General features: G+C 45.3%; 16 protein-coding genes and 1 riboswitch. Of the genes, 2 read left to right on the forward strand and 14 right to left on the reverse strand.

All coding sequences use genetic code 11. The features are described from left to right. Nucleotides 1-181 precede the first annotated feature (181 nt). From NI464_RS08455 to prfB, 4 genes are all read right to left on the reverse strand, one after another. Nucleotides 182-1,462, reverse strand: coding sequence for a 3-deoxy-D-manno-octulosonic acid transferase (locus tag NI464_RS08455; RefSeq protein WP_121979735.1), 1,281 nt, complete (start codon nucleotides 1,460-1,462; stop codon nucleotides 182-184). An 83-nt stretch (nucleotides 1,463-1,545) separates the two neighbouring features. Next, nucleotides 1,546-2,631, reverse strand: coding sequence for an alkene reductase (locus tag NI464_RS08460; protein WP_121979734.1), 1,086 nt, complete (start codon nucleotides 2,629-2,631; stop codon nucleotides 1,546-1,548). 15 nt (nucleotides 2,632-2,646) lie between these two features. After that, on the reverse strand, nucleotides 2,647-2,946 hold the full coding sequence (locus NI464_RS08465; RefSeq protein WP_121979733.1) for an ArsR/SmtB family transcription factor: 300 nt from the start codon (nucleotides 2,944-2,946) through the stop codon (nucleotides 2,647-2,649). 146 nt (nucleotides 2,947-3,092) lie between these two features. After that, nucleotides 3,093-4,188, reverse strand: a protein-coding gene (prfB, locus tag NI464_RS08470; protein ID WP_253138164.1) for a peptide chain release factor 2 whose coding sequence is annotated in 2 segments (ribosomal slippage) — nucleotides 3,093-4,115 and nucleotides 4,117-4,188 — 1,095 coding nt in all. Because the reading frame shifts where the segments join, the coding sequence is not laid out codon by codon here. Between the two features lie 500 nt (nucleotides 4,189-4,688). Here prfB and NI464_RS08475 point away from each other — a divergent pair. Next, nucleotides 4,689-5,468 (forward strand): putative porin, encoded by a 780-nt coding sequence (locus NI464_RS08475; protein WP_005108142.1) that lies wholly within the window; start codon nucleotides 4,689-4,691, stop codon nucleotides 5,466-5,468. A gap of 175 nt (nucleotides 5,469-5,643) precedes the next feature. Next, complete coding sequence (locus NI464_RS08480; RefSeq protein ID WP_004647251.1) at nucleotides 5,644-6,444, forward strand: putative porin; 801 nt, start codon at nucleotides 5,644-5,646, stop codon at nucleotides 6,442-6,444. A 52-nt stretch (nucleotides 6,445-6,496) separates the two neighbouring features. On the opposite strand, the gene recJ is transcribed toward NI464_RS08480, so the two are convergent. The 10 genes from recJ to NI464_RS08530 all read right to left on the reverse strand — a co-directional run bounded on the left by recJ (nucleotide 6,497) and on the right by NI464_RS08530 (nucleotide 20,111). Further along, nucleotides 6,497-8,197, reverse strand: a complete 1,701-nt coding sequence (gene recJ / locus NI464_RS08485) for a single-stranded-DNA-specific exonuclease RecJ (protein ID WP_253138165.1) — start codon at nucleotides 8,195-8,197, stop codon at nucleotides 6,497-6,499. 2 nt (nucleotides 8,198-8,199) lie between these two features. Then, complete coding sequence (pdxH, locus tag NI464_RS08490) at nucleotides 8,200-8,856, reverse strand: pyridoxamine 5'-phosphate oxidase (RefSeq protein ID WP_005245734.1); 657 nt, start codon at nucleotides 8,854-8,856, stop codon at nucleotides 8,200-8,202. A gap of 14 nt (nucleotides 8,857-8,870) precedes the next feature. After that, nucleotides 8,871-10,202: a phosphoglucosamine mutase gene (gene glmM / locus NI464_RS08495; RefSeq protein WP_034439062.1), complete on the reverse strand. Its 1,332-nt coding sequence runs from the start codon at nucleotides 10,200-10,202 to the stop codon at nucleotides 8,871-8,873. Nucleotides 10,203-10,325: 123 nt separating this feature from the next. Further along, the gene (guaB, locus tag NI464_RS08500) at nucleotides 10,326-11,792 is read right to left on the reverse strand and encodes an IMP dehydrogenase (RefSeq protein WP_004281332.1); all 1,467 of its coding nucleotides are present in this window, start codon (nucleotides 11,790-11,792) and stop codon (nucleotides 10,326-10,328) included. Between the two features lie 225 nt (nucleotides 11,793-12,017). After that, entirely contained in the window at nucleotides 12,018-12,383 is a 366-nt protein-coding gene (locus NI464_RS08505; RefSeq protein ID WP_080591854.1) for a YkgJ family cysteine cluster protein, read from the reverse strand. Between the two features lie 97 nt (nucleotides 12,384-12,480). Then, nucleotides 12,481-13,278: an oxygen-binding di-iron domain-containing protein gene (locus tag NI464_RS08510; protein WP_005250340.1), complete on the reverse strand. Its 798-nt coding sequence runs from the start codon at nucleotides 13,276-13,278 to the stop codon at nucleotides 12,481-12,483. A 183-nt stretch (nucleotides 13,279-13,461) separates the two neighbouring features. Then, entirely contained in the window at nucleotides 13,462-14,037 is a 576-nt protein-coding gene (locus NI464_RS08515; protein WP_004281327.1) for a TMEM165/GDT1 family protein, read from the reverse strand. A gap of 72 nt (nucleotides 14,038-14,109) precedes the next feature. Beyond that, nucleotides 14,110-14,251, reverse strand: a riboswitch (yybP-ykoY riboswitch). A gap of 126 nt (nucleotides 14,252-14,377) precedes the next feature. Beyond that, a complete protein-coding gene (locus NI464_RS08520; protein ID WP_005261555.1) occupies nucleotides 14,378-16,387 on the reverse strand; it encodes a 2-oxo acid dehydrogenase subunit E2 in 2,010 nt (669 codons plus the stop codon). Nucleotides 16,388-16,389: 2 nt separating this feature from the next. Beyond that, nucleotides 16,390-19,092, reverse strand: a complete 2,703-nt coding sequence (gene aceE, locus NI464_RS08525; RefSeq protein ID WP_005261554.1) for a pyruvate dehydrogenase (acetyl-transferring), homodimeric type — start codon at nucleotides 19,090-19,092, stop codon at nucleotides 16,390-16,392. Between the two features lie 335 nt (nucleotides 19,093-19,427). Continuing rightward, nucleotides 19,428-20,111: a M23 family metallopeptidase gene (locus NI464_RS08530; protein ID WP_004281322.1), complete on the reverse strand. Its 684-nt coding sequence runs from the start codon at nucleotides 20,109-20,111 to the stop codon at nucleotides 19,428-19,430. Nucleotides 20,112-20,217: the final 106 nt, after the last annotated feature.

Below are 20,217 nucleotides of genomic sequence, written 5' to 3' on the forward strand. Positions count from 1 at the left end.
TATTATCGCCAAATTTGAAATCGTGTGTGGCGACATGGATGTTGCCCGCGGTACTGAGGTACAGGAAGTACCTTCAGTACCGCAAAGGATTTTTGCTACTTTTAATCCCTTAAAAGTAGAAATCTTCTACGAATGACCAGTTGTCTCAGAAAGGTAGATTGAGAATATGACTAGCACACACTTAGAGATACTGATCAATCACCTGAATATGCTTGGCAAGCGATCCCGTATTTAACTGCATAATTTGCTGCGCTGCCGCATTCAAGATTTCCGCCTTAACCTGATCTTGCAAAAGTTCCAGTAATACCTCTGCAGCCTGCTGGGCATCCTGCACCACTGCGACTGCGTCTGCCTGAACGAACTCATCCACGATAGTCTGAAAATTAAAATAGTTTTTGCCTAAAACAGTCGGCACATTCAGCGCAATCGGCTCCAAAATATTATGTCCACCACCTGGTTCATTTAAAGAACCACCCACATAACATGCCTGACTCAAAGCATACCAAAGCCACATTTCACCCATCGAATCGGCCAAATAAACCTGGGTATCTGCTTTAATATGTTGCCCTAGACTTCGACGCTGGATTTTCAATCCCAAAGACTGTGCAGCTTGGAACACCTCATCAAAACGTTCCGGATGGCGCGGTACCACAATACAGACCAAATATGGATCAGCTTCTAAAGCAGCTTTTAAAACACTCAGAATTTCTTTTTCTTCAGGAGCATGAGTACTAGCTAACGTGACGATCTTTCGCCCCCCTAACTGCCACTCCTGTTTCAATTGATCTGCCTGATGAATAAAGCGCTCGGGCGCAGTAATATCAAATTTGATATTGCCCAAAACTTGGGTTTTTTCAGCTGCGATTCCCAACTGGATATAACGTTGCTGGGTGGCTGTATCCTGTGCCAAAAGACCAGTTAAATTCTTGAGCATGCCACGGGTCAAACCTTTGACCTTGGCATAGCCTTTGGCAGATTTTTCAGACAGACGCGCATTCAACAATACAGTTGGCACATTAAACTGGGGTGCCTGATCCAGCAGATTCGGCCAAAGCTCGGTTTCCATCAGCAATAAAAGTTTCGGCTGATACTTTTGATAAAATTCACGAATTAAAGTTTTCTGGTCAGCAGGCAAATACACGGCTTGAAACAAATCGAGATAAGGCGCTTTTAAAAAAAGTGATTTAGCGCGTGCCTGACCGGTTTTGGTGGTATTGGTGACCAGCACCGGATGGCCAAGTTTTAAATAATGTTCAATTAACGGTTGGGCAGCATTGGTTTCACCCACCGACACCACATGAAACCAGATGGCATGCAGGTTTTTGGGTGGCTGAAACGGGCCGAAACGTTCTGTCAGTTCTTGTTGTAATTGTTCAGGATCGGTCGCACGTTTACGGATACGCGATTGATATAAGGGTTTAACCAGCGCCAAGGCTGCGTTATACCAAAATGGAGTGGCCACATTGCGCCCCTGTCCAAAGATTCAATGAGCAGAATATAGCAGAGCCACATCAACATGTTAATCGATGTGGCTCTTATTTCGAATTATTCTATGGTGCTTAATACTTTAACTTCTGCCAAAGTTGGATAATCAATATAACCTTCAGCCACCTGACTGCCGATCATATTTTCCATTTTCAGCTCATTAAGTGGTGCATTCTGAAGCAGACGTTCGTATAGATCAGGATTCGCAATATAGGCTTTACCAAATGCGACTGCATCTGCCTTTTCAGCTGCCAGTAGCTCAATCGCATCTTCACGACTCAGTTGCATATTGGCAATATAAGGCACTCCACCAGAACGCTCTTTCATATATTCGGAAATACTGTCTTCAGCCAGATATTCACGGGTAAAGAAGAAGGCAATCTTGCGCTTGCCCAGGTGCTCCATGGCATAGCCAAATGTTTCACGTGGATCATTGTCGCCCATGTCATGGTCATCACCACGCGGCGCAAAATGTACCCCTACTCGATCCGCACCCCATACTTCAATCAGTGCATCAGTTGCCTCTAGCAGGAAACGTGTACGGTTTTCGACTGAACCGCCGTATTCATCCTCACGCTGATTGGTTTTGCTTTGCAGGAACTGGTCAATCAGATAACCATTGGCAGCATGTAATTCAACACCGTCAAAACCGGCTTCTTTGGCACGAATCGCGGCTTGCTTGTATTGCTCGGTAATCGCGTGAATTTCAGAAACTTCCAAGGGGCGTGGCGTAACGTATGGACGCTTTGGACGTAATAAGCTGACATGACCCGCCTGTTGTACTGCACTTGCAGAGACTGGTGTTTCACCATTTAACAGATCCGGATGCGATACACGACCAACATGCCAAAGCTGGGCAACAATCAGACCGCCCTTCTCATGAACCGCTTGAGTGACCTTTTTCCAGCCTTCGACCTGAGCATCGGTAAACAATCCTGGGGTATTTAGATAGCCATTGGCTTCTTCAGAAATCACTGTCGCTTCAGAAATGATCAGGCCAGCACTTGCACGTTGCGCATAGTATTCAACCATCATGGGGGTTGGAACGCGATCAGCAGTTGCGCGGCTACGGGTCAGCGGCGCCATGATGACACGGTTTTTAAGCTCTAACGCACCGAGCGTTAAAGGAGAATTTAATTCAGCCATCGTTACTCCCACCTGTTAAAGGTGTTGTTGTAGGTGTTCGATAAATTGCTGAATCAAAGTTTCATTGCGGGAGAAATATGACCACTGTCCATGCTTGGTCGCAGTAATCAGGCCAGCCTGCTGTAATACCGACAGGTGATTGGACATGGTGGACTGTGAAACCTGGCCCAAACGTTCAATTTGACCTGCACAGACCCCACGTTGAAAGCCACCACACTCTTCCGCAGACAGATATTGCTCCGGAGATTTTAACCACTCCAGAATTTGTCGACGGGTCGGATTGGCTAAGGCTTTAAAAATTAGATCAAGGTCCATAGGCACATCACAATCAGTGGCGCAACGAAACTTTATTCAGCATCTGCGGCCATTATATCGTATTTTTTCGATTTATATATCGAAAATTTTAGATATAATAATCACAATCTGCACAAGCTTTGTTACGCCAGCTTTTAAACGATTTCTTACAGGCCCTGTTTCAGGCTTGCTTCGATAAATTTGTCCAGATCACCGTCCAGAACTGCGCCAGTATTGGAATTTTCCACACCTGTACGCAAATCCTTAATACGTGAATCATCCAGGACATAAGAACGGATCTGACTACCCCACCCAATGTCAGACTTGGAATCTTCCAGTGCTTGTGCCGCTTCGTTACGTTTGCTCATCTCGAGCTCATAAAGTTTGGCACGTAACTGCTTCCAGGCGTGGTCACGGTTGGCATGTTGTGAACGCTGGTTCTGACAGGCCACCACAATTCCGGTCGGTGCATGGGTTAAACGCACGGCAGAATCTGTTTTGTTAATATGCTGACCACCCGCCCCTGATGCACGATAAGTATCGGTACGAACATCGGACGGATTGATTTCAATTTCGATATTGTCATTAACTTCCGGTGACACAAACACGGCAGAGAACGAGGTATGACGACGGTTGCCCGAGTCAAAGGGGGACTTACGCACTAAACGGTGTACACCAGATTCGGTACGTAACCAGCCATAGGCGTACTCACCTTCCACACGAATCGTCGCAGATTTAATCCCGGCAACATCCCCATCAGATTCTTCCATCACTTCTGCTTTAAAGCCATGACGTTCAATCCAGCGTAGATACATACGTAGCAACATAGACGCCCAGTCCTGTGCTTCTGTACCGCCTGAACCAGCTTGAATTTCCAGATAGCAAGGATTTGGATCCATCGGATTATTGAACATACGGCGGAATTCAAGCTTGGCCAGTTCTTCTTCAGCCGTGCTCAGTTCAGCCTGTACATCTTCTAGCAAGCTTTCATCATCCGCTTCAACCGCCAGATCAAGCAGAGCCTGTGCATCTTCAAGCTGGGTACTTAAGCGATCCAGCACATTTAATACATTTTCAAGCTCGCCTTTCTCTTTGGCCATCGCTTGGGCACGACTCTGGTCATTCCAGATGGTTGGATCTTCTAATTCACGCAGGACTTCTTCTAAACGCTCTTTTTTCAGATCGTAGTCAAAGATACCCCCGTAGTGTTTGACCACGTTCGTTTAAGTCTTTTAATTGGTTTAGATACGGATTAATTTCCACGTGAATTACTCTCAATCAAAATTAGGCACAAAATTCTTAGCCCGATATTATAGCACAGTCTATTTCCGCTATTTTAACGATCCATTCAGTCTAAGGCTCGAATGTCTTGAGCATTTAGACCTGTATTTCCCTCATCCAATTTTCAACATCTCATAGACTCTTTTGCGTCTTTTTATCCGAAATTTTTATCGGCTTTTTAGCCCCGTTTTATGACCGAAATATAATTTTGCAATTGATTTTATAATTTAGGATTTCTTATTGGTCTGTATAAAAAATCAGCGAATTCAATAGATTCCACAATATCTACACACTTTTAATAAAACACTACATTATAAATTTAATTTTATTATTCAGTCACTTGTTCAGCAAAAATTACACAAGATTACGCTATTCACATTACTGTAACTTTCCTTTGATTGACGATCTTTGGAATTGCTCTAGACTGAAAGTTGTAACAAAAAGTGTAATGTTTTTAACTCACGATTTGAGGGGTAGTAACCATGAAAAAATTAGCGATTGCTTCGGCACTACTTTCAGCAATAGCAATGACTGGTACAGCAGCACATGCTTACCAAGCAGAAATTGGTGCATCAGCAGGAGTGGTTGATCCTGACAACGGTGGAACTAGCGGTTCTTTCGGCGTTGATGGTACATATTACTTCAATCCAGTTCAAACACGTAATGCACCATTAGCAGAAGCAGCATTCCTTGATCGTGCTAGCAACGTGAGTGCGCAATATCAATATAATGAAATTGGTGATTCTGAAGCGCATCGTTATGGCGTAGGTGCAGAGTACTTCGTACCGAATTCTGACTTCTACTTAAGCGGTAACGTCAATGGCCATGATCTGCAAGACAATGATGATGTAGAAAATGATTTAACCACCTATGCAGCTGAAGTCGGTTATCTGCCAGCGCCAGGTCTATTGATTGCGGCGGGTGTAAAAGGTTGGGATAACGACAATGATGATGGCGTAGATCCAACATTGCGTGCTAAATATGTCACTACACTTAGCAACGGTAAAGACATCAACCTGGAAGCAGGTGCAGCGTTTGGTGATTTAGATGAATACAATCTGGCAGCAGATTATTTCATCGACAAAACCTTGAGTGTCGGTGCTGATTATCACAACAATGATATTACCGACAAGAGCGAATTTGGTATCAATGCACGTAAGTTCATTAACCAGCAAGTGAGCTTAGAAGGCCGTGTCGGCTTTGGTGAACAGTTTAACAATGACTACAATACCTTTGGTGTAGCAGCGAAGTACCGCTTCTAATCTAAAACCAAAAATTAGTCATTCATAGAAAACCCATCCTCGGATGGGTTTTTTTATTGCACTCTTAACAAGCATTTAGGTATTTTTGCACATTGACGGGGCGAATATAAACTGTACAATTTGTTACAACTGTTCATCAAACAGTCATATTTTTATAACAAAGAGAGAAATCTAAATGCTTAAGAAACTTGCTCTTGCTACAGCGCTTCTTGCTGGCCTGGGAACTGCACATGCTTACCAAGCTGAACTTAATGTCGGGTATGAAAATACAGATATTGATAATGTTGGGGATCTAGATACATTTTTCATCAATGGAAAATATTACTTAAACACTGTTCAAGTTAAGAACTCTCCACTTGCAGAAGCGGCTTTCCTAAATAAAGCAAGCAATATTGGCTTAGGTTATGCAAATGCAAGCGGTGATGGCGATGAGGATATTGATGTATTTGGTGTAAGTGGCGAGTTTTATATTCCAAATACTCAATTTTATGTAAGCGGCACTATTAACCAGGTTGACTTTGCTGGTGAAGACAATACTGGCTATGCTTTTGAAGTTGGTTACTTACCAGTTAATGGCCTACTATTAGCAGCTGGTGCAGCTAATGAAAGCGTTGATCCAGTTCAGGTAGCAAATTATGGTTTTGTCCCTAACCTCCTAAATGCTGTTACTGTAGGTGATGATACTGCACTATCTTTACGTGCAAAATATGTGACTCAGATTGGTAATCATTTTGCCAATTTTGAAGGTTTAACTTATTTCGGTGATGAAACAACTTATCGTTTAGGCGCTGATCTTTATATCGATCCAACTTTAAGTGTGGGTGTATCAATCGCGGATTCTACAGAAGATGATTCAGATACAGTATTTGGTTTACGCGCACAAAAATTCTTTACACCTGCAATTGCAGCTGGCGTGAACTATACAACTACTGACGGTGCTGACTCTTTCGGTATTAACGGTACTTTCCGCTTCTAATCTCTCCGATTAAAAGCAAAAAAAACCGCTCACTCGAGCGGTTTTTTATGGCCTATTGTTCTAAATGGATAATCCGCATTTGCAAGCTGATATTGCCATTAAATACATTTTTATCCAGCTCATAGACCAATCGTGTATCTTTCATCGGGTCAAAGTCATATTTATCCGCTGCATTGAAAGCGATCGCATCCACGACCTGCCCATTCTCCAACGCCACACGTAACTTAAGATGCACATCTTTAAGCCAGCGATAGTCCATGATTTTGAACACACCATCAAAAATCGGTTGGGGGAATTTTTGCCCCCATGGACTTAAATTCTGTAATAAATCGACTGTTTCAATGTGAAAAGCAGAAGCTGACAGCTCTCCATCCGTCCATAAAGTCGCAGTGAATAAATCCTCATCCATCGCACCAATCAGTACTTCAAAGACCTGCTTAAACTCGGCGAAATTTTCTTTTTTCAGGGTTAAACCGGCTGCTGCTGCATGGCCACCAAAATGACTGACTAAATGAGGATATTGCTCTGCTACCTGTTCAATCGCATCACGAATATGAATACCTTCAATCGAACGCGCCGAACCTTTGATATGAATCCCATCCTGATCTGCGGCAAAAACAATACTCGGACGATGGAACTGCTCTTTTAAACGCCCTGCTACAATCCCGATCACTCCCTGATGCCAATGCTGTTCAAACATGATCAACGCAGCAGGTAGTTCAGTGGCATCCCACTGGATTTTATCCAGCTCAAGCAAGGCTTCCTGCTTGATTTTACCTTCCACCTGACGGCGTTCGACATTGAGCTGATTCAGCTGTTCAGCCAGTGGATAAGCAGTTGTCAGATCAGGAGCCAGCAAACATTCGATCCCGATATCCATGGTTTCCATGCGTCCAGCCGCGTTAATCCGTGGGCCTAAAACAAAGCCCAAATCTTGAGCTTTCAGACCAGCAGGATCACGCTTTGCAATATCAAGTAGCGCACTGATCCCTGCACGGCACTGCCCTTGCTGGATCCGTTTCAGACCTGCATCGACCAGAATCCGGTTGTTGTAGTCCAAGCTCGCGACATCGGCATAGGTGCCGAGCGCTACCAGATCAAGATAATTGGTAATTACAGTAGAGGATTTTCCAAGTTTCTTGCGATGGGTAGACAGATTGGCCAATACATAAAAAGCCACCCCGACCCCGGCTAGTGCTTTGCTTGGAAAGTCGCAACCCAACTGATTGGGATTGACCACGGCTTCGGCTTTTGGTGTCGGCTTGGTCGTCAGATGATGGTCGGTAATGATTACCTGCATGCCATGATCTTGTGCCTGTTTGACTCCTTCATGACTGGAAATGCCATTGTCCACGGTAATCAGTAAATCAGGTGTGAAACTGACAAAGGCCAGATCTGCAATTGCGGGTGTCAGTCCATAACCATATTTAAAACGGTCAGGAACCAGATATTCGACATTGGCACCCATATCGCGCAGTGCCAGCACCATGAGTGCAGTACTGGTCGCGCCATCGGCATCATAATCACCGACGATCACGATTTTCTGGCCACGATCAATCGCCTGATCGATCAGTTGAATCGCTTCAGGCAACCCCTTCATGGTCGGTGCCAGCAAATGCTTCAGCTTGAGCTCAAGTTCCTGCTCGGATTCCACCCCACGACGAGCCAGAATCTCGGCCACAAATGCAGGGACGCCCGGTAAATTTTCAGGGCGTGTCAGCAATGGACGTTGTTTGATTTCCAGTTTTTGCATGGTTATGGCATTAAGCGCTCTAAAGTCCAGCCGGCATCGGTTTGGCGATAACTTAAACGGTCATGCAAACGGTTCGGACGACCCTGCCAGAATTCATAATAATCGGGTTCGAGACGATAACCACCCCAGAATACCGGCTTGTCCAGCTGTTGCTGATTGGCAACCTGGGTATGCAAATCCCAAAAACGTTGCTGCAATTCCTCACGACTAGCCACGATGCCACTTTGCGGGGTACTGATATGCGCGGCAATCTGGCTTTCGCGTGGACGTTTATGATAATAGTCGGTCGATTCTTCTTCCGATATTTTCTTTACACGACCCGAAATACGAATCTGACGTTCCTGATCCTGCCAGTAGAACAACAGTTCGGCATAAGGATTTTTAGCCAGATCCAGACCTTTTTGACTATCATAGTTGGTATAAAAATCATACCCTGCGTCAGTCGCTCCACGCAGCAATACCGTACGCACATGCGGACGGCCTTGTGCATTGGCTGTTGCCAACGACATGGCATAGGGCTCGTGCAATTTTGCTTCCAGTGCATGGTTAAACCATTGCAAGAACTGCATATGCGGATTCGGATTGACTTGCTGTTCCTGTAACTCGCCTTTTTCATAATTCAGGCGTAGTTCACTCAGATCCTTGATCAGATCACTCATTATCTATGTTCCCGTTAAGCTGCATTGGCACGCACAGCATCTGCCAGGCTGTTTGCAAGTGTGGTGACTTCAGCCAGATCATCGCCTTCGACCATCACACGAATGACAGGTTCTGTGCCGGATTTACGAATCAATAAACGGCCACGGCCTTTAAGCTGCTGTTCGGCTTTTTCAAATTCAGCTGCCAGTGCAGGCACTGAATAAGGATCAAACATGGCATTTAAACGTACATTGACCAGGACATTTGGCAACAGTTTAAAGTCAGCCACAAGTTCATGCAGGGCTTTTTTCTGTTCAACCATCACCGTTAATACCTGCAAGGCGGCAATAATCGCATCGCCTGTGGTGCTCTTGTCCAAAGTCAGAATATGACCTGAAGGCTCACCACCAATGGTCCAACCATTTTCTTCCAGGCCCTGCAATACATAACGGTCGCCGACTTTGGCACGTAATAACGGCACTTGTGCTTTTTCCAGCGCCAGTTCCAATGCCATATTGCTCATTAAGGTACCCACAATACCTGCAGGTTTTTTCGAGCTTTGAGTCGCAAGAATATAAAGAATATGGTCGCCATCAATCAGATTACCGGCTTTATCTACGAGAACCACACGGTCAGCATCCCCATCAAAGGCAATACCCAAATCCGCTTGATGTTGAATCACGGCTTGTTGCAAGCTTTCCGGATGCGTTGAACCACAGCCCTCATTAATATTTAAACCGCTCGGCTCATTGTGAATCGCAATTACACGTGCGCCCAGTTCACGGAACACTGCAGGTCCCACGTTATAGGCTGCACCATTGGCACAATCCACCACAATGGTGAGTTCATTCAGATCCAGATGATACGGGAACGTCGATTTACAGAATTCAATATAGCGACCATTAGCATCTTTAACCCGGATACTTTTACCCAGATTCGCCGTATCTTCAATCACAAAATCTTTTTCAAGTTCCTGATTAATTTCGTCTTGCAAGGCATCTGGCAGTTTTTTGCCTTCCGCAGAGAAGAACTTAATGCCGTTGTCAAAATACGGGTTATGCGAAGCGGAAATGACAATACCCAAGCTGGCATGCAAAGCACGGGTCAGATGAGCAATGGCTGGAGTCGGTAGTGGACCTAAAAGATGAACATAAACGCCAGCGGCATTTAAACCTGCCTGTAAGGCAGCTTCCAGGATATAACCAGACAAACGGGTATCTTTACCCAGAACCACCAATGGTTTGGATTTTTTACTATGACGTTTTAAAACTTTACCAGCCGCAAATCCCAGTTTCAGGGCAAACTCAGGGGTAATCGGCAATTCGCCAAACTTTCCACGAATACCATCCGTACCAAAATAACTCATCTTTATCTCACTTCTTAGCGGATGATTGATATCACCCATTTTTTTCCTTGAGTCACACTTTACACCAAAATAAAAAAGCCGTCATTTGCATGACGGCTTTTTAAAATTTTAAATCACAGGAAATTAACCTACGCGATAGTTTGGTGCTTCTTTGGTAATGGTCACATCATGTACATGCGACTCAGACATACCGGCAGAAGTGATTTTCACAAACTTGGCATTCTGACGCAGGTCTTCAATCGTCGCAGAACCGGTATAACCCATTGAAGAACGTAGGCCGCCCATCATCTGATGTACGATATTACCCATTGGGCCTTTGTACGGTACACGACCTTCAATACCTTCAGGAACCAGCTTCTCGGCACCGGCCTTAGAGTCCTGGAAGTAACGGTCAGCAGAACCTGTTGCGCCAGCCATCGCACCCAATGAACCCATACCGCGATAAGCCTTGTAGTAACGGCCCTGGAAGAATTCAACTTCGCCTGGTGCTTCTTCAGTACCGGCCATCAATGAACCAACCATAATCGTGCTTGCGCCCGCACCAATCGCTTTGGCCATATCGCCAGAGAAACGAATACCGCCATCTGCGATCAAAGGAATCTGATCTTTCAGCGCATTGGCAACAGAATCAATCGCAGAGATCTGTGGCATACCAATACCCGCCACAATACGCGTGGTACAGATTGAACCAGGACCAATACCAACTTTAACGGCATCCGCACCTGCATCAAGTAACGCCAGCGCAGCATCACCTGTCGCGATGTTACCGCCAATCACCTGAACTTGTGGATAATTGGCCTTAACCCAACGTACACGCTCGATCACACCTGCAGAATGGCCATGTGCAGTATCGACTACAATCACGTCCACACCTGCATCAACCAAGGCTTCTACGCGGCTTGGCGTTTCTGCACCAGTACCGACAGCAGCACCAACACGCAGACGACCCAGGTCATCTTTACAGCTATTTGGATACAATTCAGCTTTACGGAAATCGGTTACCGTAATTAAGCCTTTCAGCTCTTGCTGATCGTTGACCACCAATACTTTTTCAATACGGTGCTGTTGCAATAAAGCTTGGATATTTTCTTTCGATTCGCCTTCACGAACTGTCACCAGGCGATCCTGACCAGTCATGATATTGCTGACTGGCTGCTCAAGATTGGTTTCAAAGCGTGTATCACGACCGGTCACGATACCCACCACTTTGCCATCTTTCACAACGGGTACACCACTGATATTGTTGGCTTGAGTCAACGCAATCAGTTCACGTACTGTGGTTTCAGGAGTGACTGTAATCGGGTCTTTGACCATACCCGCTTCGAATTTTTTCACACGGCGCACTTCTGCAGCCTGAACCGCGATATCCATGTTCTTGTGCAAAATACCGATACCACCATTTTGCGCCATTGCAATTGCCATACGGGACTCAGTCACCGTATCCATTGCTGCAGACACAAGAGGAATATTCAGGTTAATGCCACGAGTTAAACGTGTCTTTAGGGAGACATCTTTTGGAAGAACAGTAGAATAGGCAGGGAGTAATAGGACATCATCGAAGGTTAACGCGTCTTGAACGATGGTCAACATAACAGTCTCACTGGTAATTTCCGTGCACTATTATAAACAAATATCGGCTTAAATTTCATTGCAATTGCAAAATTATTTTTTTATTCAAGCTTCGTACACGCAGATCTATGTGGGTGCTAAAACAGTATCAATAATACGTCCGATCATGAAGTTCCCTATTTTAAAATATACCCCGATCATTTTAATGAAGTGAAAAGCAGAGCCTAAGCTCTGCTTTGGATGGATTTAGCTGACATATTCAAAACTGTCATCATTGTCGGCTTCATCAGTTTCAATCTGGACAAAGGGCAACATATTGTGTGCAATACGTGCCTTATTGCATTGCTCATCGGCAATCTGCACTTCTTTGCAGGATGAACTGCGCTGCTCATACATACCACAGCTGACCTGCTGGCCGATGGTGCCATCAAGTGCAATACAGCGTGGATTTTTTTGATTGGTTCCAGCCATACATGAATAGACTGCTGTCACAGGTTCGGTATAGTGCTCAGGCATATGAATTCCTTCAGCCCAATAAAACGAAACCCTGAAATAGGCGCAGCACGCCCCGCAGCTTAAACACGCATCCGGTTTTGGAACTTGAGACAACATTTCTTATAAGTTCTCATTATCAAAAAAAAGTTTTTTGGAGAAGAAATATAAAAAATGTTGTTTTTCCACACAAGAAAAAAATTATTTTTTGTGTGAACTATTCAGGACAGGTAAAAACCGTTTCATCCATCAGGTCAGTGCCGCATTCCAGCGTTTCAATCCAGTCCAGAAACTGGGTAATCTGCTCTTTGCCGATAAATGGTGTGCCATGCTGCGGCACAATCATCTCGATTTCCATGCTGCGTACCATTTTCACCCAGAGACGAATCACCTTGTTATTGCACATATAGCGTTGATGGAAGCTTTTCATTTTTGGGATATGCGCGGCAAAGTTTTCCAGTGGCTTGGCGGCATCTTCAACCATGGACGCACCCATATCACCTGAAAATAAAATTTTGGCAATCGGATCATAAAACTGGAAATTCCCTACCGAATGCAGAAAATGCGCCGGTACCGCCACAATATGAGATTGGCCCAGTGGAATGATTTGACCATGATCCGGAAGCTCCACCAGACGGTCCAGCCAGTTGCCTTTCATCCGGTCGCTCATAAAGGCCGAGTTTAAGTGCGGCAAGAAACGTGCCCACAGCTTGGATGCCACCACTTTGGCATCGGTATATACCAGCCAGCGCGGCATGGAAGTGATAATGTCCGGGTCTTGATGTGAAGCCATGACATAGTCCAGATGGGTCAAGCGGGTGTATTTATTCAGTTCCATGGTCAGCGGCACATAGGTTAAATCACCACCCGGATCGAGTACCGCTGCGCGCTCATGATCAATAATCAAAAACTGGTTTGCCTGAACGCCTTCACCTTTGACCAGACTGGTAAAACTAATGCATTTATGTGTCCCATTATCAAACAGGACTTGCGATGTGGTGCGCTCAAAAACCATGTAAATTCCCCAATTTATAGTTAAAACTGCTGTTTTATACCCATACAACATATAAGGATTTAATAGAATTTACAATCCATAAAACCGACCATATCACGAGCTTTATCAAGCTTTTCAGAGGATTTAGGCATAAAAAATCCTGAGTTTTTAGCTCAGGATTCATGCAATTTGTTATTTTATAATTTAAAAGAAATAATATTGAACCAGGGTCGCGACACCTATGACCAGGAAAATGGCCGCGCCAATTTTATGGATCAGGCTGATCGGTAGTTTGTTCGCCAGTTTATCACCCAAAAATACCGCAGGCGCATTGGCCAGCATCATGCCTAGCGTAGTACCCAACATCACCCAGAAGACGCTGTCGAAACGTGCCGCCAGTGCCACTGTGGCAATCTGGGTTTTGTCACCAATTTCTGCCAGAAAAAACAAAATGAAGGTTGCACCAAATACCCCGAATTTTTGCCATTTATTGATACTGGCATTTTCATCACCCAGTTCATCCGGAATCAGCATCCAGACTGCCATCGCGATAAAGCCAATCGAAACGATCCACAGCAGTACTTCCGGCCCAATCACTGTGGTTACCCATTGTCCCAATACTGCAGAAAGGCCGTGGTTAATCAGCGTCGCCAATAAAATGGCAACTAAAATAGGAACAGGTTTGCGAAAACGTGCGGCAAGCAGCAATGCCAGCAGTTGGGTCTTATCACCCATTTCAGCCAGCGCTACGATTGCAGTCGACAGTAGGAATTCATACATGAGGTTTTTCTCTGGCTAGCATCCAATACCAATGACTCACCGCTCCTGCTAGCCAAAATCTGCAGAGTGGTAAATCAAAGGTCTTGCCAACAAAAGAAAGCTTGGAAAAGCTGACTTGGTTCTTTGCTATGATGACCATGCTCGGTTGAGCAAATATGTTGACCATCACCCTTCTGCTTTGCGCAAAAGGCGGCTACTCCCCAATGAAGTGCGCCAAGTATAGAATCAAATAGATTATTTTTCAATGCAGCAGCAAAAAACCCTGCCGAAGCAGGGTTTTCTCTTTACACCCTCTTTATATTTCTCCCAGAGAGAGAATAAAGGGCATATACATGATTTTTTAGATCAATAAAGTACGGATATCTTTGAGCAGCTTGGTCAGCTTGTTGGTGAAACGAGCAGCATCTGCACCATTGATCACACGGTGATCGTAGGACAATGAAAGCGGCAGCATCAAGCGTGGATCAAAGCCTTCACCATTCCATACTGGTTGCATGGTGGCAGGAGAAATACCCAGAATCGCCACTTGCGGCCAGTTCACCAATGGCGTAAATGCTGTACCACCAATTGAGCCCAGGCTGGTGATGGTAAAGTTCGCACCTTGCAGGTCTTTCGGTGACAATTTCTTGTCACGCGCTTTTTGACCCAGGGTTCCCAGCTCAGTGGCAATCTGTTTAATGGACTTCTGATCGGGATGACGCAGTACAGGCACGGTCAAACCATCTGGCGTTGCGACCGCGATACCCATATGGATCTCGTTACGTAGCAAGACTGACTTACCATCATCGGCCAAGTGACCAGCAAATTCACGCTCTTCTTTTAACAAGTGCGCAACTGCTTTGATGATGAATGCCATAATGGTCAGGCTCAGGCCTTCTTTCTTGAAGTTGCCTTTCAGTTCATTACGCCATGCTTCGAGTTCAGTAATATCTGCTGCATCAAACTGGGTCACTTGCGGAATGAAATTATTCAGCGACAACTGTGGAATAGACACTTGTTGCAAACGCGTCAAGGCTTTCTCTTCCACACCACCAAAAGCGCTAAAGTCTGGCAGTTTTGGCAGACCTGCGACTTGAGCAGCAGCGGCTACAGGAGCCGCCTGTGGCGTAGTAAGACGCGTTTTGACATACGCTTTCAGGTCTTCTTTCATGACGCGCGCATGTGGGCCAGATGCTTTGACATCTGCCAGCACAACGCCCAGTTCACGTGCCAGTTTACGCACTGCAGGACCGGCATAAACTTTAGAATTAGCGGCATTCTGCTCTTTGGTCAGCTTGTCAGCATTATCCGACGTCGTGACTGTTTGAGTAGAAGATGCAGCAGGTGCCGGGGCTGCTTTTGGTGCTTCTGCTGCTTTCGGTGCTTCTGCTTTGGCTACGACAGGTGCAGCAGCTGCTTGCGCTTCAGCTTCAATTGTCACCAGTGCAATGCCTTGAGAGACATTTTGACCCAGCTCAACATGAATGGCTTTAATCACGCCAGCTGTAGTGCTTGGCACTTCAACAGTGGCTTTATCTGATTCTACCACGATGATGCTCTGATCTTTTTCAACCGTATCACCGACCTGAACCAGAATTTCCGCCACAGCCGCCTTGTCTACACCCAAGTCAGGCACAGCAATTTCAACATCACCTGCAGGTGCTGCTGGCGTTTGTGGTGCTTCAACTGCTTTCTCTTGGGTGGCCGCTTGAGCAACTGGTGCTTGAGATGCTTCTGTCTGTGCTGACGCTGCCGAAACAGCCGTTTTCACTTTCAGAATGACCACACCTTCTTTGATCGTGTCGCCTTCTTTAATCTGGATGGATTCCACCGTACCTGAAACCGTACTTGGCACTTCAACAGTCGCCTTGTCTGATTCCACCACTACGATACTTTGATCTACCTCGATTTCATCACCGACAGAAACCAAGATTTCACCGACAGTGGCTTTTTCTACGCCAATATCGGGGATTTGCACATCAACCACTTGTAAGCTTGTTTGAGCCTCAGGAGCAGCAGAAGCTTTAGGCTGATGTGAAGCCAGTTCCTGCATGATTTCCTGATCCAGTAATGAAGTCGGAGTATTTTCTGAGGTTTTTTGTGAGGCATCTGCTTGCTGTGGCTCGACCACATCAGCGCTACCGTCTTCAGCTTGTAGCTCAATCAGTACTGCGCCTTCAGCGACTTCATCACCCTGACTCACCAGAATGCTTTTTACCACGCCTGCTGAAGTGCTAGGCACTTCAACAGAGGCTTTATCAGATTCAAGTAACACAATGCTGTCATCGATCGCGATCGTATCACCCACTTTGACCAGAATTTCGGCCACTGTTGCCTTATCTACACCAATATCAGGAGTCGTAATTTGCATGCTTAGTTCTCCTCTTTGTAGTCAGCAACAGCATGTACAGATGGGGTTTCTTGAGGTGTCCAAGCCACTGGACGATCTGTATCAAGCTCGAAAGTCGAGATCGCATCTTTTACCAGACGCGCATCAACTTCACCTTCATCTGCCAGTTTTTTCAGGGTTGCTACTACAATATGGGCAGCATCAACACCGAAGTAACTACGCAAGTTGGCACGTGTATCTGAACGGCCATAACCGTCAGTACCCAATGCTACGAATGGACGGCCATCTGGAAGATAAGCACGAATCTGTTCGCTATAAGCACGCATATGATCGGTTGCAGACACGACGATACCTTCAGTACCGCGAAGCTGTTTCGATACCCATGCTTCTTTTACGTCTTCAGCCAGCGGATGCAAGCGGTTGTATTCTTCACATGCCATACCGTCACGTGCCAGTTCATTGAAGCTGGTCACGCTGTAGACATTTGAATGAATTTGATATTCTTCACGCAGAATCTTCGCCGCCTTGATCACTTCACGCAGGATTACACCTGAGCCCAGTAACTGAACAGTGGCTTTTTCATCTTCTTCCAGTAAGTACATACCACGCTTAATGCCTTCTTCAACACCTTTTGGCATTTCCGGATGCTCGTAGTTTTCGTTCATCACGGTCAGGTAATAGAACACACGTTCCTGGTTCACATACATACGCTGTAAACCGTCATGCACGATCACTGCCAATTCATAACCGAAACATGGGTCATAAGAGACACAGTTTGGAATGGTATTGGCCAAGATGTGTGAATGACCATCCTGATGCTGCAAGCCTTCACCGTTCAGTGTAGTACGACCTGCGGTTGCACCCAGCAAGAAACCTTGTGCCTGTGCATCGCCGGCTGCCCATGCAATATCACCGATACGCTGGAAACCAAACATCGAGTAGTACATGTACATCGGAATCATTGGCAGGTTATTGGTTGAATAACTGGTCGCCAATGCTGCCCATGCACTCATCGCACCGGCTTCGTTAATCCCTTCCTGCAACATGTGACCGTCTTTGGCTTCACGGTAATGCATCAGCTGTTCTTGGTCTTCCGGGGTATATTTCTGGCCATGCGCGGCATAAATACCGAGCTGACGGAACATCCCTTCCAGACCGAAAGTACGGGCTTCATCAGGCACGATTGGCACAACACGGTCTTTAATCGCTTTCTCTTTAAGAAGTGCAGAGATTAAACGCACCATCACCATCGTGGTCGATTGTTCTTTACCATTTGAACCGGCCAAGACCGAATCAAATACTGAAAGTCCAGGAATCGCTAGCTGTTCGCTTTCCTTACGACGTGCAGGCAGGTAACCACCTAGCGCTTCACGACGTGCCTTCATATATTTCAATTCAGGGGAATTTTCGCTTGGACGGTAGAACGGTACTTCTTCAAGCTGTTCGTCGGTGAAAGGAAGGTTGAAACGATCACGCACATATTTCAAGGAATTGATTTGCATCTTCTTGATTTGATGAGTTTTGTTGACTGCTTCGATTTCTTCCGACAAACCATAACCTTTCACGGTTTTTGCCAGAATCACGGTCGGCTGACCTTTGGCCGTACATGCTTCGGCATAAGCAGCAAAGACTTTGTACGGGTCGTGACCACCGCGGTTCAGATTATCAATATCTTCGTCGCTTAAGTCTTTAACCAACTCAGCTGCTTCTGGATATTTGCCGAAGAACTTTTCACGCGCGTAAGCACCACCTTTTACCTGGTAACGCTGGAAATCGCCATCAACTGCTTCTTCCATCACTGCTTTCAGTGCACCGGATTTATCTTTATCCAGTAGTGGATCCCAATGACGGCCCCACACAACTTTAATCACACGCCAGCCTGCGCCGCGGAATAATGACTCAAGTTCCTGAATGATCTTGCCATTACCACGTACCGGACCATCCAGACGTTGCAAGTTACAGTTCACTACCCAAATCAGGTTGTCGAGCTTTTCGCGACCTGCCAGAGAAATTGCACCCAAGCTTTCCGGCTCGTCCATCTCACCATCACCCAGATAAGCCCAAACCTTACGATCTTCTTCTTTAATCAGGCCACGGTTCATGAGGTACTTTTGAATATGTGCCTGATAAATTGACATGATTGGACCCAGACCCATCGATACGGTCGGGAACTGCCAGTAGTCCGGCATCAAATAAGGATGCGGATAAGATGGCAAACCTTTACCACCTACTTCACGACGGAAATTATTCAGGTGCTCTTCAGTCAAACGGCCTTCTAAAAATGAACGCGCGTAAATACCCGGTGCACAGTGACCTTGGTAATAGATCATGTCGCCGCCAAAACTATCGCTGTTGGCACGGAAGAAGTGGTTAAAGCCCACATCATAAAGGGTTGCGGAAGAAGCAAAACTCGCTAAGTGACCACCGAGATCATCACCGGTTTTATTCGCGCGTAATACCATTGCCAAGGCATTCCAGCGGATCAGCGCGCGAATACGACGCTCCATATCCTGATCGCCTGGCATTGCAGGTTGTTCTTCAACAGAAATCGTATTTAAGTAGGGAGTATTTAAACGCTGAATAGGAACATGCTTTGCAATTGCGCGTTGATAAAGTTTTTCTAATAAAAATGCTGCACGCTCAGTGCCCATGTGCTGCAAAACAGAGTCAAATGCATCTTGCCATTCTTGGGTTTCTTGCGCGTCTGTATCGCCATAAAACGCCATAATCTACAGTTCCTAAAAGCCTAATCTAATGTCTTATATGTACCATATTTAAGACCTCTGCAGGTATGGCCTTAGCTGAATGCGATTTAGCAGTACTATTTAGGAACTAAATGATGGGTGACGTATAATTACACTACATAACAAAAAATAGTCAATAAAGGCGATTTATTATACAATCATTATAATAGTTGGTGATAATATGAGACTTAAAAGTGATAAAACAAAAAGCCCTTCAAGTTGACTTGAAGAGCCTGCAGTTTAAACGCTTTAAAATGCTTATCGGAGATTTTTTATGTATTATGTATAGAGATGCATCTTGTTATTCAGGTCTATACTTAAGGTAACATGGCCAAATAAGTAGATGGGTTTTTACGTTGACCGTCTTTTACTACTTCATAATGTAAGTGTGGACCGGTACAGCGACCAGTACAGCCAACGTTGGCAATATGATCACCTGCTTGCACCTGCTCTCCCACACGTGCAATAAGACGTGAAGCATGGGCATAGCGCGTTAAATAGCCATTGCCATGATTGATTTCAACGTATTGACCATAACCTGTGCCCCAACCTGATTTGGTCACAATTCCTGGACCTGTTGCATAGATTGGTGTACCACTTGGCGCTGCAAGATCAAGGCCTGAATGATTTTCAGCACGGCCACTCATGGTACGACCACCGTAATTTGAACTTACGCGAGAATTAGGTAAAGGATGAGAAATTAGCCAAGAATAAGCACTGTTTGCTGCCGCTTTATTGGATGAAGTATTGGCATACTTCTGAGCAAGCGTTCGATTGTTCAGTTCAACTGGTTTCTCACGAAGTTGAACATTCAATTTAGTCTGTGCTGGAATATCGATATCATCTGGATGAGTATATGCACCCTGTGCCAGAGTACGCGTCAATTGCTCGATACGATCTGTTGAACCATTTTCTTGATTTAGATTGACTAAATCTGCGAACGCAACCGAAGCCGCTGAAACTGATAAAGAAAATGCCAACAAAATACGTCGCATATGCATAAAAAACCTCTCTAAACTGCTTTAATCGAGTTCCTTGAAGATCTCTATCCTTGATATCCACTAAAAGAAGCGCATAAGATTAAGACATAAATATGTAGGAATCATG

This window comes from Acinetobacter lwoffii, from assembly GCF_024129685.1.
Lineage (GTDB): Bacteria > Pseudomonadota > Gammaproteobacteria > Pseudomonadales > Moraxellaceae > Acinetobacter > Acinetobacter lwoffii_X.